This window comes from Escherichia sp. KTE31 (genome assembly GCF_000407925.1).
Taxonomy (GTDB): domain Bacteria; phylum Pseudomonadota; class Gammaproteobacteria; order Enterobacterales; family Enterobacteriaceae; genus Escherichia; species Escherichia ruysiae.
Genome location: NZ_KE136726.1, coordinates 566,319 through 579,522, shown reverse-complemented (window position 1 = coordinate 579,522; position 13,204 = coordinate 566,319). Strand labels below are relative to the sequence as shown.

The following is a 13,204-nucleotide window of genomic DNA, read 5'->3' as shown; positions in this document are numbered from 1 at the left end:
GCTGGTTACGGTTACCTACATATTTAATTCAGGCTAAGAGGTTTTATAATGCATATTACATACGATCTGCCGGTTGCTATTGATGACATTATTGAAGCAAAACAACGTCTGGCTGGGCGAATTTATAAAACAGGAATGCCTCGATCTAACTATTTTAGTGAACGTTGCAAAGGTGAAATATTCCTTAAGTTTGAAAACATGCAGCGTACCGGTTCATTTAAAATTCGTGGCGCATTTAATAAATTAAGCTCCTTAACTGATGCTGAGAAACGTAAAGGTGTAGTGGCCTGTTCAGCGGGGAACCACGCGCAAGGGGTTTCGCTTTCCTGTGCGATGTTGGGGATTGATGGTAAAGTTGTAATGCCGAAAGGCGCGCCAAAATCCAAAGTTGCAGCAACGTGTGACTACTCTGCTGAAGTGGTACTGCACGGCGACAACTTCAACGACACCATCGCCAAAGTGAGCGAAATTGTCGAAACGGAAGGACGCATCTTTATTCCACCTTATGATGATCCGAAAGTGATTGCCGGTCAGGGAACCATTGGGCTGGAAATTATGGAAGATCTTTATGATGTCGATAACGTCATTGTGCCAATTGGCGGTGGCGGTTTAATTGCCGGTATTGCGGTGGCAATTAAATCTATTAACCCGACCATTCGTGTTATTGGTGTGCAGTCAGAAAACGTTCACGGCATGGCGGCTTCTTTCCACTCCGGAGAAATAACCACGCACCGAACTACCGGCACCCTGGCGGATGGTTGTGATGTCGCCCGCCCGGGTAATTTAACTTACGAAATCGTTCGTGAATTAGTCGATGACATCGTGCTGGTCAGCGAAGACGAAATCAGAAACAGTATGGTTGCCTTAATTCAGCGTAATAAAGTCATCACCGAAGGCGCTGGCGCTCTGGCATGTGCTGCATTATTAAGCGGTAAATTAGACCAATATATTCAAAACAGAAAAACCGTCAGTATTATTTCTGGCGGTAATATCGATCTTTCTCGCGTCTCTCAAATCACCGGTTTCGTTGACGCTTAATTAATTCGTTGAGGATAGGATATGAGTACTTCAGATAGCATTGTATCCAGCCAGACAAAACAATCGTCCTGGCGTAAATCAGATACCACATGGACGTTAGGCTTGTTTGGTACGGCAATCGGCGCCGGGGTGCTGTTCTTCCCTATCCGCGCAGGTTTTGGCGGACTGATCCCGATTCTTCTGATGTTGGTATTGGCATACCCGATTGCGTTTTATTGCCACCGGGCGCTGGCGCGTCTGTGTCTCTCTGGCTCTAACCCTTCCGGCAACATTACGGAAACGGTAGAAGAGCACTTTGGTAAAACCGGCGGTGTGGTCATCACGTTCCTGTATTTCTTCGCGATTTGCCCACTGTTGTGGATTTATGGCGTTACCATCACCAACACCTTTATGACATTCTGGGAAAACCAGCTCGGCTTTGCGCCTCTGAACCGTGGCTTTGTGGCGCTGTTCCTGCTGCTGCTGATGGCGTTCGTCATCTGGTTTGGTAAGGATCTGATGGTTAAAGTGATGAGCTACCTGGTATGGCCTTTTATCGCCAGCCTGGTGCTGATTTCTCTGTCGCTGATCCCTTACTGGAACTCTGCGGTTATCGATCAAGTTGACCTTGGCGCGCTGTCGTTAACTGGTCATGACGGTATCCTGATCACCGTCTGGCTGGGGATTTCTATCATGGTCTTCTCCTTCAACTTCTCGCCAATCGTCTCTTCTTTCGTGGTTTCTAAGCGTGAAGAGTATGAGAAAGACTTTGGTCGTGACTTCACTGAGCAGAAATGTTCACAAATCATCTCTCGCGCCAGTATGCTGATGGTTGCAGTGGTCATGTTCTTTGCCTTCAGCTGCCTGTTTACGCTGTCTCCGGCGAACATGGCGGAAGCAAAAGCGCAGAACATTCCGGTGCTTTCTTACCTGGCTAACCACTTTGCATCCATGACCGGCACCAAAACGACGTTCGCTATTATTCTGGAATATGCGGCGTCCATCATCGCGCTGGTTGCTATCTTCAAATCTTTCTTCGGTCACTATCTGGGGACGCTGGAAGGTCTGAACGGCCTGGTTCTGAAGTTTGGTTATAAAGGCGACAAAACCAAAGTTTCTGCGGGCAAACTGAACACTATCAGCATGATCTTCATCATGGGTTCAACCTGGGTTGTTGCCTACGCCAACCCGAACATCCTGGATCTGATTGAAGCCATGGGCGCGCCGATTATCGCATCCCTGCTGTGCCTGTTGCCGATGTACGCCATCCGTAAAGCGCCGTCTCTGGCGAAATACCGTGGTCGTCTGGATAACGTGTTTGTTACCGTGATTGGTCTGCTGACCATCCTGAACATCGTATACAAACTGTTTTAATCCATAACTCAGGATGAGAAAAGAGATGAATGAATTTCCGGTTGTTTTGGTTATTAACTGTGGTTCGTCTTCGATTAAGTTTTCCGTGCTTGATGCCAGCGACTGTGAAGTATTAATGTCAGGTATTGCCGACGGTATTAACTCGGAAAATGCATTCTTATCCGTAAATGGGGGAGAGCCAGCACCGCTGGCTCACCACAGCTACGAAGGTGCATTGAAAGCAATCGCATTTGAACTGGAAAAACGGAATTTAAATGGCAGTGTGGCTTTAATTGGCCACCGCATCGCCCACGGCGGGAGTATTTTTACCGAGTCCGCCATTATTACCGATGAAGTCATTGATAATATCCGTCGCGTTTCTCCACTGGCGCCGCTGCATAATTACGCCAATTTAAGTGGCATTGAATCGGCGCAGCAATTATTTCCTGGCGTAACTCAGGTGGCGGTATTTGATACCAGTTTCCACCAGACGATGGCACCAGAGGCTTATTTATACGGCCTGCCGTGGAAATATTATGAAGAGTTAGGTGTGCGCCGTTATGGTTTCCACGGCACGTCACATCGCTATGTTTCCCAGCGAGCGCATTCTCTGCTGAACCTTGTGGAAGATGACTCCGGGCTGGTTGTGGCGCATCTTGGCAATGGCGCGTCAATCTGCGCGGTTCGTAACGGTCAGAGCGTAGATACTTCAATGGGAATGACGCCGCTGGAAGGGTTGATGATGGGGACGCGCAGTGGTGATGTCGACTTCGGCGCGATGTCCTGGATTGCCAGTCAAACCAATCAGAGCCTGGGCGATCTGGAACGCGTAGTGAATAAAGAGTCGGGATTATTAGGTATTTCCGGTCTGTCTTCAGATTTACGCGTTCTGGAAAAAGCCTGGCATGAAGGTCACGAACGCGCACAACTGGCAATTAAAACTTTTGTTCATCGAATTGCCCGTCATATTGCCGGACATGCCGCCTCATTACATCGTCTGGATGGCATTATATTTACCGGTGGAATAGGAGAGAACTCAAGTTTAATTCGTCGTCTGGTCATGGAGCATTTAGCCGTATTAGGCGTTGAGATTGATGTGGAAATGAATAATCAATCTAATTCCTACGGTGAACGAATTATTTCCAGTGAAAATGCGCGCGTAATTTGCGCCGTTATTCCGACTAATGAAGAAAAAATGATTGCCTTAGATGCAATTCATTTAGGCAAAGTTAACGCCTCCGCAGAGTTTGCATAATTTAGTTGAAGTATTGTAGAGAGATTATTTTTCATGAAGGTAGATATTGATACCGGCGATAAGCTGTACGCCGACGCATGGCTTGGCTTTAAAGGTACGGACTGGAAAAACGAAATTAATGTCCGCGATTTTATTCAACAAAACTATACACCGTATGAAGGTGATGAATCTTTCCTTGCTGAAGCAACGCCAGCGACCACGGCATTGTGGGAAAAAGTAATGGAAGGCATTCGTATCGAAAATGCGACCCACGCGCCGGTTGATTTCGATACTAATATTGCCACTACCATTACCGCCCATGATGCTGGTTATATTAATCAGCCGCTGGAAAAAATTGTTGGTCTGCAAACCGATGCGCCGTTAAAGCGCGCGCTGCATCCGTTCGGTGGCATTAATATGATTAAAAGTTCATTCCACGCCTATGGCCGTGAAATGGACAGCGAATTTGAGTACATCTTTACCGATCTGCGTAAAACCCATAATCAGGGCGTATTTGATGTTTACTCACCGGATATGCTGCGCTGCCGTAAATCTGGTGTCCTGACCGGTTTACCAGACGGTTATGGTCGTGGGCGTATCATCGGTGACTATCGCCGCGTGGCGCTGTACGGCATCAGTTATCTGGTACGTGAACGCGAACTGCAATTTGCCGATCTCCAGTCTCGTCTGGAAAAAGGTGAAGATCTGGAAGCCACCATCCGTCTGCGTGAAGAGCTGGCTGAACATCGTCATGCGCTGTTGCAGATTCAGGAAATGGCGGCGAAATACGGCTTCGACATCTCCCGTCCGGCGCAGAATGCGCAGGAAGCGGTGCAGTGGCTCTACTTCGCTTACCTGGCGGCGGTGAAATCGCAGAACGGCGGCGCAATGTCTCTTGGTCGTACCGCATCGTTCCTCGATATCTACATTGAGCGCGACTTTAAAGCCGGCGTGCTTAATGAGCAGCAGGCGCAGGAACTGATCGACCACTTCATCATGAAGATCCGCATGGTGCGCTTCCTGCGTACACCGGAATTTGATTCGCTGTTCTCCGGCGACCCTATCTGGGCGACGGAAGTGATCGGCGGGATGGGGCTGGATGGTCGCACTCTGGTGACTAAAAACTCCTTCCGTTATCTGCACACCCTGCACACCATGGGGCCAGCGCCGGAACCGAACCTGACCATTCTGTGGTCAGAAGCATTGCCGATTGCCTTCAAAAAATATGCGGCGCAAGTGTCTATCGTCACCTCTTCCTTGCAGTATGAAAACGACGATCTGATGCGTACTGACTTCAATAGCGACGATTACGCAATTGCCTGCTGTGTCAGCCCAATGGTGATTGGTAAGCAGATGCAGTTCTTCGGCGCACGCGCTAACCTGGCGAAAACGCTGCTGTACGCAATCAACGGCGGGGTGGACGAGAAGCTGAAGATTCAGGTCGGCCCGAAAACGGCACCATTGATGGACGACGTGCTGGATTACAACAAAGTAATGGACAGCCTCGACCATTTCATGGACTGGCTGGCGGTGCAGTACATCAGCGCGCTGAACATCATCCACTACATGCACGACAAGTACAGCTACGAAGCCTCACTGATGGCGCTGCACGATCGTGACGTCTATCGCACCATGGCTTGCGGCATCGCGGGTCTGTCGGTGGCGACGGATTCACTTTCCGCCATTAAATATGCCCGTGTGAAACCCATCCGTGACGAAAACGGTCTGGCGGTGGACTTTGAAATCGATGGCGAATATCCACAGTATGGCAACAACGACGAGCGCGTAGACAGCATCGCTTGTGACCTGGTTGAACGCTTTATGAAAAAAATTAAAGCCCTGCCAACCTATCGTAACGCCGTGCCGACGCAGTCGATTCTGACTATCACTTCTAACGTGGTGTACGGACAGAAAACCGGTAATACGCCGGACGGTCGCCGCGCGGGTACGCCGTTTGCGCCGGGCGCTAACCCGATGCACGGTCGTGACCGCAAAGGTGCGGTAGCCTCGCTGACTTCCGTGGCAAAACTGCCGTTCACTTACGCCAAAGACGGTATTTCGTACACTTTCTCGATCGTCCCTGCGGCGCTGGGTAAAGAAGATCCGGTACGCAAAACCAACCTTGTTGGCCTGCTGGATGGTTACTTCCACCACGAAGCGGACATCGAAGGCGGTCAACATCTCAACGTTAACGTTATGAATCGGGAAATGTTGTTGGATGCCATTGAGCACCCGGAAAAATACCCGAACCTGACAATCCGTGTCTCTGGCTACGCTGTGCGCTTTAATGCGCTGACTCGCGAACAGCAACAGGATGTGATTTCACGTACCTTTACCCAGGCGCTCTGACGCCGGAGGATGTATGAAAAAGATTATCGAAACGCAACGTGCCCCAGGCGCAATCGGCCCTTATGTTCAGGGCGTTGATTTAGGCAGCATGGTCTTCACCTCCGGGCAAATTCCGGTTTGCCCGCAGACCGGCGAGATCCCGGCTGATGTGAAAGATCAGGCGCGTTTAAGCCTTGAAAACGTCAAAGCGATCGTGGTTGCTGCTGGCCTCACCGTGGGCGATATCATCAAGATGACGGTATTCATCACCGATCTGAATGACTTTGCCACCATCAATGAAGTCTATAAGCAATTCTTCGATGAGCATCAGGCGACCTACCCGACCCGTAGCTGCGTGCAGGTCGCGCGTTTGCCGAAAGATGTGAAGCTGGAAATTGAAGCTATCGCAGTACGTAGCGTGTAAAGCCCGGAGCGGGGCGACCGTAGAGTCGTCCTGCTCCTCTTCACAGAACGGCAATCCGAGAGTGTGGTTATGATTAGTGCATTCGATATTTTCAAAATTGGTATTGGTCCCTCCAGTTCGCATACCGTGGGGCCAATGAATGCTGGAAAAAGTTTTATCGACCGACTGGTGAGTAGTGGCTTATTAACTGCAACAAGTCATATTGTGGTCGATCTTTACGGGTCGTTGTCACTGACGGGCAAAGGCCATGCCACGGATATCGCCATCATTATGGGACTGGCAGGAAACAGCCCGCAGGATGTTGTTATTGATGAGATCCCTGCATTTATTGAACTTGTGACGCGCAGTGGGCGACTGCCGGTGGCTTCTGGTGCGCATATTGTTGATTTTCCTGTAGCAAAGAACATTATCTTCCATCCCGAAATGTTGCCTCGTCATGAGAACGGGATGCGGATTACTGCCTGGAACGGGCAGGAAGAGCTATTAAGCAAAACCTATTACTCTGTCGGCGGCGGGTTTATCGTTGAAGAAGAACACTTCGGCATGTCGCACGATGTCGAAACACCCGTACCTTATGACTTCCACTCGGCAGGCGAACTGCTGAAAATGTGTGATTACAACGGCCTGTCTATTTCTGGCCTGATGATGCATAACGAGCTGGCGCTGCGCAGCAAAGCGGAAATTGATGCAGGGTTTGCTCGTATCTGGCAGGTGATGCACGACGGTATTGAACGCGGCATGAATACCGAAGGCGTATTGCCTGGCCCGCTCAATGTCCCACGCCGGGCGGTGGCGTTGCGCCGTTTGCTGGTCTCTAGTGACAATATCTCTAACGATCCAATGAACGTCATCGACTGGATCAATATGTTTGCGCTGGCGGTCAGCGAAGAAAACGCCGCTGGCGGACGTGTAGTGACAGCACCAACTAATGGCGCTTGCGGTATTATTCCGGCAGTGCTGGCCTATTACGATAAATTCCGCCGTCCGCTCAATGAGCGATCCATCGCCCGTTTTCTGCTGGCGGCTGGCGCTATCGGCGCGCTGTATAAAATGAATGCCTCCATCTCTGGTGCGGAAGTGGGGTGTCAGGGCGAGATTGGCGTGGCCTGTTCGATGGCTGCGGCAGGGTTAACCGAACTGCTGGGCGGCAGCCCGGCGCAGGTATGCAATGCGGCGGAAATCGCTATGGAGCATAACCTTGGGCTGACCTGCGATCCGGTTGCCGGACAAGTGCAAATTCCGTGTATTGAACGTAACGCTATCAACGCTGTGAAAGCGGTAAACGCCGCGCGAATGGCGATGCGGCGCACTTCTGCACCGCGTGTTTCACTCGATAAAGTGATCGAGACGATGTATGAAACCGGCAAAGATATGAACGATAAATACCGCGAAACTTCACGCGGAGGACTGGCCATAAAAGTAGTCTGCGGCTGATATTTCATCCGCATTTATCTTTGGGTGCACAAAATGTGCACCCTTTTTTATTGTGATCTGCCGCAAATAGAGAATAACTGTTTATTTTTTGTTGATTTGATAGAAAATTATTATCCATAACTGCTATTTCAAAGTCTTGATTGTGAAGATTTTCTCTAACCTCACGCGTATCATTTCTTCATTCTAATAACTCGCCTGCAAAAAAACGTAGACCGCGTATCGCCTTGATGCGGCTCGAAAAAAATAAAAAGCCCTACAAAATATTGAGCGAGAAATTATGGAAATTGCAACGAATAAAGGCGTCATTGCAGACGCTTCGACCCCGGCGGGTCGTGCTGGAATGAGTGAAAGTGAATGGCGTGAAGCAATCAAATTCGACAGTACCGACACCGGCTGGGTAATTATGAGTATCGGGATGGCGATTGGCGCGGGGATTGTTTTTCTCCCGGTGCAGGTCGGTTTGATGGGATTGTGGGTATTTTTGCTCTCATCAGTGATTGGTTACCCGGCAATGTATCTGTTTCAGCGGTTGTTTATTAATACGCTGGCAGAATCACCGGAGTGTAAAGATTACCCGAGCGTCATCAGCGGTTATTTAGGCAAAAACTGGGGCATCCTGTTAGGTGCGCTCTATTTCGTAATGCTGGTGATCTGGATGTTCGTGTATTCCACCGCCATCACCAACGATAGCGCCTCCTATTTACATACTTTTGGCGTGACGGAAAGCGTGCTATCAGACAATCCGTTTTATGGACTGGTACTGATTTGCATTCTGGTCGCCATCTCCTCACGCGGCGAGAAACTGTTATTCAAGATTTCGACTGGCATGGTACTGACCAAACTGCTGGTAGTCGCTGCGCTGGGCGTGTCGATGGTGGGAATGTGGCATCTGTATAACGTGGGTTCGCTGCCGCCGCTGGGGCTGCTGGTGAAAAACGCCATTATTACGCTGCCGTTTACCCTGACGTCGATTCTGTTTATCCAGACATTAAGCCCGATGGTGATTTCCTATCGCTCGCGGGAAAAATCGATTGAAGTAGCGCGGCATAAAGCGTTGCGGGCAATGAACATCGCGTTCGGCATTCTGTTTGTCACTGTCTTTTTCTACGCAGTGTCGTTCACGCTGGCGATGGGACATGACGAAGCGGTAAAAGCCTACGAGCAGAATATTTCCGCGCTGGCAATTGCCGCACAGTTTATTAGCGGTGACGGTGCTGCGTGGGTAAAAGTGGTTAGTGTCATTCTCAATATCTTTGCTGTCATGACTGCATTCTTTGGCGTCTATTTAGGCTTTCGCGAAGCAACGCAAGGGATCGTAATGAACATCCTGCGTCGCAAGATGCCTGCCGAGAAGATTAACGAAAATCTTGTTCAGCGCGGCATCATGATTTTCGCCATTTTACTGGCCTGGAGCGCCATCGTACTGAACGCGCCGGTGTTGAGCTTCACCTCTATCTGTAGCCCGATTTTCGGCATGGTAGGGTGCCTGATCCCGGCGTGGCTGGTTTACAAAGTACCGGCATTGCACAAATACAAAGGGATGTCTCTGTACCTGATTATCGTCACCGGTTTGTTGCTTTGCGTTTCTCCGTTCCTGGCATTTTCTTGATTTACCTGAAATTTTAAGGTTTTTATTATGTTTGATTCGACTTTAAATCCGTTATGGCAGCGTTACATCCTCGCCGTTCAGGAGGAAGTAAAACCGGCGCTGGGATGTACTGAACCTATTTCACTGGCGCTGGCAGCGGCGGTTGCTGCGGCAGAACTGGAAGGTCCGGTTGAACGTGTAGAAGCCTGGGTTTCGCCAAATCTGATGAAGAACGGTCTGGGCGTCACCGTTCCCGGCACGGGAATGGTGGGGCTGCCGATTGCGGCGGCGCTGGGAGCGTTAGGCGGAAATGCCAAAGCCGGGCTGGAAGTGCTGAAAGACGCAACTGCGCAGGCAATTGCCGATGCCAAAGCATTGCTGGCGGCGGGGAAAGTCTCGGTTAAGATCCAGGAACCTTGCGACGAGATCCTCTTCTCACGCGCCAAAGTCTGGAACGGCGAGAAGTGGGCGTGTGTCACCATTGTCGGTGGACATACCAACATTGTGCATATTGAGACGCACAATGGCGTGGTATTTACCCAGCAGGCATGTGTGACAGAGGGGGAGCAAGAGTCGCCGCTGGCGGTGCTCTCCAGAACGACGCTGGCCGAGATCCTGAAGTTCGTCAATGAAGTCCCGTTTGAGGCGATCCGCTTTATTCTCGATTCTGCGAAGCTAAACTGCGCATTATCGCAGGAAGGCTTGAGTGGCAACTGGGGACTGCATATTGGCGCAACGCTGGAAAAACAGTGTGCACGCGGTTTGTTGGCGAAAGATCTCTCTTCGTCGATTGTGATTCGTACCAGCGCGGCATCCGATGCGCGTATGGGCGGCGCAACGCTTCCGGCGATGAGTAACTCCGGTTCTGGCAACCAGGGGATCACCGCGACAATGCCCGTGGTGGTGGTCGCGGAACACTTCGGGGCGGATGATGAACGGCTGGCGCGTGCGCTGATGCTTTCGCATTTGAGCGCGATCTACATCCATAACCAGTTGCCGCGTTTATCCGCGCTGTGTGCTGCAACGACGGCAGCAATGGGGGCTGCTGCCGGGATGGCGTGGCTGGTGGATGGGCGTTATGAAACGATCTCTATGGCTATCAGCAGTATGATCGGCGATGTCAGCGGCATGATTTGCGATGGTGCGTCGAACAGTTGCGCGATGAAGGTTTCGACCAGTGCTTCGGCTGCGTGGAAAGCGGTGCTAATGGCGTTGGATGATACCGCTGTGACCGGCAATGAAGGGATTGTGGCGCATGATGTTGAGCAGTCGATTGCCAACCTGTGTGCGCTGGCAAGCCATTCGATGCAGCAAACGGATCGGCAGATTATCGAGATTATGGCGAGCAAGGCCAGATAAGCGGCGGGTCTTGGGTATCGTGCCGGATGCGATGCTGGCGCATCTTATCCGGCCTACGGGGTGCGCAATTTATTGATGTTGTTGGATTTTGTAGGCCGGATAAGGCGTTTACGCCGCATCCGGCAACCTGTATTTATGCGGCGGCTTCATCCTCGGCTAACCGCGTTTCGGCGTCGGCGACTATCGCTTCCAGCTCGCTCAACATCTCTTCATAGCCAAAGTTTTTAGTTGCGCGAGTAGTTTCTTTCGCCACAACGGGCTTCACTGACTGGCGTTTCTTCGCCGATTTTTTACTCATCATCTTCTCCCTGTAAAAACAACTAGACAGGTAAATCTATCAGTAAAGCGCGCAGCGGGGAATCAGCAACCAGCGTAATGTTAGCCTCGTCACGAATAAATGCCCCGTCACCGCAGGTCAGTGCTGCTTTCTCTTCATGATGCGTAATCGCATGAAATTGGCCGTGAATCGATTGTAAATAGGCGCGCGGGCCGTGCAGTTGAAAGTTCGCACTTTCGCCCTTGGCGAGCACAATATGATGCAACCACACTTGCTGGCGCAGTTGCAGACTACCCTCTGTGCCATCGGGCGAGGCGATTAATTGCTGCTTGCCCATATTAAGCGCCAGTTTTTGAATCAGCGGATTCTCTCGCTGCGGGCAGGCATCCAGCCAAAGCTGCATCCGCGTTAACGGTTTGTCTTTGCTGATGTTATGTTCGCTATAACTCACGCCCGGCTGAATAGAAAGCAATAAGGCTTCACCGGTGCTGGCCTGAACATGATTGCCTTCACTGTCGCGGTATTCTGCTTCTCCATCCAGAATCACATTCAAAATATCGACTTTTGGGTAGGTTCGCGGCTGAAAGGCGGCACCTGGAGCCAGCACTTCCTGGTTGAGCACGCGCAGGGAGGCGTAGCCTAACAATTTCGGGTCGAAGTAGTGTCCAAAGGAAAAAGTATACCGGGCCTGTAACCATCCGTAGTCTGCTTGTCCACACTGCCTGGCAGTTCGGGTAGTAATCATAATTATTGACCTCTCTTTACTTCCTTTTATGGTAAGGGGCTGGACGCTACATTGTTAGCCAGATATTCTGCCCGGTATGTTCAAATTTCCTGAATGAGAACGACATGGCCAAAGAAAGGGCATTAACGCTGGAAGCACTGCGTGTTATGGACGCGATCGATCGCCGTGGCAGTTTTGCGGCGGCAGCAGATGAGCTGGGACGCGTGCCTTCTGCGCTTAGCTACACCATGCAAAAACTGGAAGAAGAGCTGGATGTGGTGCTGTTTGACCGTTCGGGTCATCGTACAAAATTCACCAATGTCGGGCGTATGTTGCTGGAGCGAGGACGCGTTCTGCTGGAGGCAGCAGATAAGCTGACTACCGATGCCGAAGCCCTCGCGCGCGGCTGGGAGACGCATCTCACCATTGTGACCGAGGCACTGGTGCCGACGGCTGCCTTTTTTCCGTTGATCGACAAACTGGCGGTGAAGGCTAACACCCAACTGGCAATCATCACCGAAGTGCTGGCGGGCGCGTGGGAGCGGCTGGAGCAGGGGCGAGCGGATATCGTTATCGCGCCGGATATGCATTTTCGTTCCTCGTCGGAGATCAACTCGCGCAAGCTCTATACCTTAATGAACGTCTACGTTGCCGCGCCTGATCACCCGATTCATCAGGAGCCGGAACCGTTATCTGAAGTGACGCGCGTGAAATATCGTGGAATTGCGGTAGCGGATACCGCTCGTGAGCGCCCGGTGTTGACCGTACAGCTGCTGGACAAACAGCCGCGCTTAACGGTGAGCACGATTGAAGATAAACGTCAGGCATTACTGGCGGGGCTTGGCGTGGCGACGATGCCGTATCCGATGGTCGAAAAAGATATTGCGGAAGGGCGGTTGCGTGTCGTCAGCCCGGAATCGACCAGCGAGATCGATATTATTATGGCCTGGCGTCGCGACAGTATGGGAGAAGCAAAATCCTGGTGTTTGCGGGAAATTCCAAAGTTGTTCGCCGGAAAATAAACGATTAAGCACCTTTCACAAGGTGCTTAATTATTATTCCTGTTCCAGTTTCGGGTCTGGTCCAAAGCGGTTTTCACCCGGTGTACCCGCCTGGCAGTTAAAGACGATGATAATCAGCCAGCCGATAAACGGGATCAAGAACAGCAGTACCCACCACGCCGAACGGTCGGTGTCATGCAGGCGACGGAACTGAACCGCCCACCACGGTAAAAACACCAGAATGCCATAGATTGTCGTCAGGATGCCTTCGCCACCGGCGCGTTGCCAGCCTAACATTTTATCCAGTAGTCCCAGCACGAACGTAAAGATGATGTTGACCAGAATAAACATCCAGTACTCTTTGCGCCGCGCACGACCCCGGAATCCGACATAATTTTTTAGTACTTTCAGATACCAGTCCATTTTTGCCTCAATTTTGCTCAATCACTTGTTTTTAAAGCAGCA

12 protein-coding genes are annotated in these 13,204 nt (G+C 50.9%); 9 read left to right on the top strand and 3 right to left on the bottom strand.

Annotated elements, in window-relative coordinates; translation table 11 throughout:
- The first annotated feature begins 48 nt into the window (after window positions 1-48).
- The 8 genes from tdcB (at window position 49) to cyuA (ending at window position 10,737) form a co-directional block, all read left to right on the top strand.
- The gene (gene tdcB, locus WES_RS02930) at window positions 49-1,038 is read left to right on the top strand and encodes a bifunctional threonine ammonia-lyase/L-serine ammonia-lyase TdcB (protein WP_000548355.1); all 990 of its coding nucleotides are present in this window, start codon (window positions 49-51) and stop codon (window positions 1,036-1,038) included.
- Window positions 1,039-1,059: 21 nt separating this feature from the next.
- Window positions 1,060-2,391 carry a threonine/serine transporter TdcC gene (tdcC, locus tag WES_RS02935; RefSeq protein ID WP_000107716.1) on the top strand — a complete coding sequence of 444 codons (1,332 nt, stop codon included), beginning with the start codon at window positions 1,060-1,062 and terminating at the stop codon, window positions 2,389-2,391.
- A 25-nt stretch (window positions 2,392-2,416) separates the two neighbouring features.
- Entirely contained in the window at window positions 2,417-3,625 is a 1,209-nt protein-coding gene (tdcD, locus tag WES_RS02940; RefSeq protein WP_016159733.1) for a propionate kinase, read from the top strand.
- 33 nt (window positions 3,626-3,658) lie between these two features.
- Window positions 3,659-5,953, top strand: a complete 2,295-nt coding sequence (gene tdcE, locus WES_RS02945; protein WP_016159734.1) for a 2-ketobutyrate formate-lyase/pyruvate formate-lyase — start codon at window positions 3,659-3,661, stop codon at window positions 5,951-5,953.
- Between the two features lie 13 nt (window positions 5,954-5,966).
- Complete coding sequence (locus WES_RS02950; protein ID WP_000719986.1) at window positions 5,967-6,356, top strand: enamine/imine deaminase; 390 nt, start codon at window positions 5,967-5,969, stop codon at window positions 6,354-6,356.
- A gap of 69 nt (window positions 6,357-6,425) precedes the next feature.
- The gene (gene tdcG / locus WES_RS02955; RefSeq protein ID WP_000622148.1) at window positions 6,426-7,790 is read left to right on the top strand and encodes an L-serine ammonia-lyase; all 1,365 of its coding nucleotides are present in this window, start codon (window positions 6,426-6,428) and stop codon (window positions 7,788-7,790) included.
- A gap of 277 nt (window positions 7,791-8,067) precedes the next feature.
- The gene (locus WES_RS02960; RefSeq protein ID WP_016159735.1) at window positions 8,068-9,399 is read left to right on the top strand and encodes an SLC5/6 family protein; all 1,332 of its coding nucleotides are present in this window, start codon (window positions 8,068-8,070) and stop codon (window positions 9,397-9,399) included.
- Between the two features lie 27 nt (window positions 9,400-9,426).
- Complete coding sequence (gene cyuA / locus WES_RS02965) at window positions 9,427-10,737, top strand: cysteine desulfidase (protein ID WP_000460497.1); 1,311 nt, start codon at window positions 9,427-9,429, stop codon at window positions 10,735-10,737.
- A 133-nt stretch (window positions 10,738-10,870) separates the two neighbouring features.
- On the opposite strand, the gene yhaL is transcribed toward cyuA, so the two are convergent.
- Together yhaL and WES_RS02975 are read right to left on the bottom strand one after the other, a co-directional pair.
- Window positions 10,871-11,035 (bottom strand): protein YhaL, encoded by a 165-nt coding sequence (yhaL, locus tag WES_RS02970; protein WP_010346326.1) that lies wholly within the window; start codon window positions 11,033-11,035, stop codon window positions 10,871-10,873.
- A 22-nt stretch (window positions 11,036-11,057) separates the two neighbouring features.
- Complete coding sequence (locus tag WES_RS02975; RefSeq protein WP_016159736.1) at window positions 11,058-11,759, bottom strand: pirin family protein; 702 nt, start codon at window positions 11,757-11,759, stop codon at window positions 11,058-11,060.
- A gap of 104 nt (window positions 11,760-11,863) precedes the next feature.
- Here WES_RS02975 and yhaJ point away from each other — a divergent pair, with 104 nt between their 5' ends.
- Complete coding sequence (gene yhaJ, locus WES_RS02980) at window positions 11,864-12,760, top strand: DNA-binding transcriptional regulator YhaJ (protein WP_001041002.1); 897 nt, start codon at window positions 11,864-11,866, stop codon at window positions 12,758-12,760.
- Window positions 12,761-12,793: 33 nt separating this feature from the next.
- Here yhaJ and WES_RS02985 read toward each other — a convergent pair whose 3' ends face one another.
- A complete protein-coding gene (locus tag WES_RS02985) occupies window positions 12,794-13,162 on the bottom strand; it encodes a DUF805 domain-containing protein (RefSeq protein WP_000384146.1) in 369 nt (122 codons plus the stop codon).
- Window positions 13,163-13,204: the final 42 nt, after the last annotated feature.

Excerpts from the sequence above, each read along its gene's own strand:
- tdcB (WP_000548355.1), top strand. The coding sequence starts at position 49 with ATGCATATTACATACGATCTGCCGGTTGCTATTGATGACATTATTGAA.
- tdcC (WP_000107716.1), top strand. The coding sequence starts at position 1,060 with ATGAGTACTTCAGATAGCATTGTATCCAGCCAGACAAAACAATCGTCC.
- tdcD (WP_016159733.1), top strand. The coding sequence starts at position 2,417 with ATGAATGAATTTCCGGTTGTTTTGGTTATTAACTGTGGTTCGTCTTCG.
- tdcE (WP_016159734.1), top strand. The coding sequence starts at position 3,659 with ATGAAGGTAGATATTGATACCGGCGATAAGCTGTACGCCGACGCATGG.
- WES_RS02950 (WP_000719986.1), top strand. The coding sequence starts at position 5,967 with ATGAAAAAGATTATCGAAACGCAACGTGCCCCAGGCGCAATCGGCCCT.
- tdcG (WP_000622148.1), top strand. The coding sequence starts at position 6,426 with ATGATTAGTGCATTCGATATTTTCAAAATTGGTATTGGTCCCTCCAGT.
- WES_RS02960 (WP_016159735.1), top strand. The coding sequence starts at position 8,068 with ATGGAAATTGCAACGAATAAAGGCGTCATTGCAGACGCTTCGACCCCG.
- cyuA (WP_000460497.1), top strand. The coding sequence starts at position 9,427 with ATGTTTGATTCGACTTTAAATCCGTTATGGCAGCGTTACATCCTCGCC.
- yhaL (WP_010346326.1), bottom strand. The coding sequence starts at position 11,035 with ATGAGTAAAAAATCGGCGAAGAAACGCCAGTCAGTGAAGCCCGTTGTG.
- WES_RS02975 (WP_016159736.1), bottom strand. The coding sequence starts at position 11,759 with ATGATTACTACCCGAACTGCCAGGCAGTGTGGACAAGCAGACTACGGA.
- yhaJ (WP_001041002.1), top strand. The coding sequence starts at position 11,864 with ATGGCCAAAGAAAGGGCATTAACGCTGGAAGCACTGCGTGTTATGGAC.
- WES_RS02985 (WP_000384146.1), bottom strand. The coding sequence starts at position 13,162 with ATGGACTGGTATCTGAAAGTACTAAAAAATTATGTCGGATTCCGGGGT.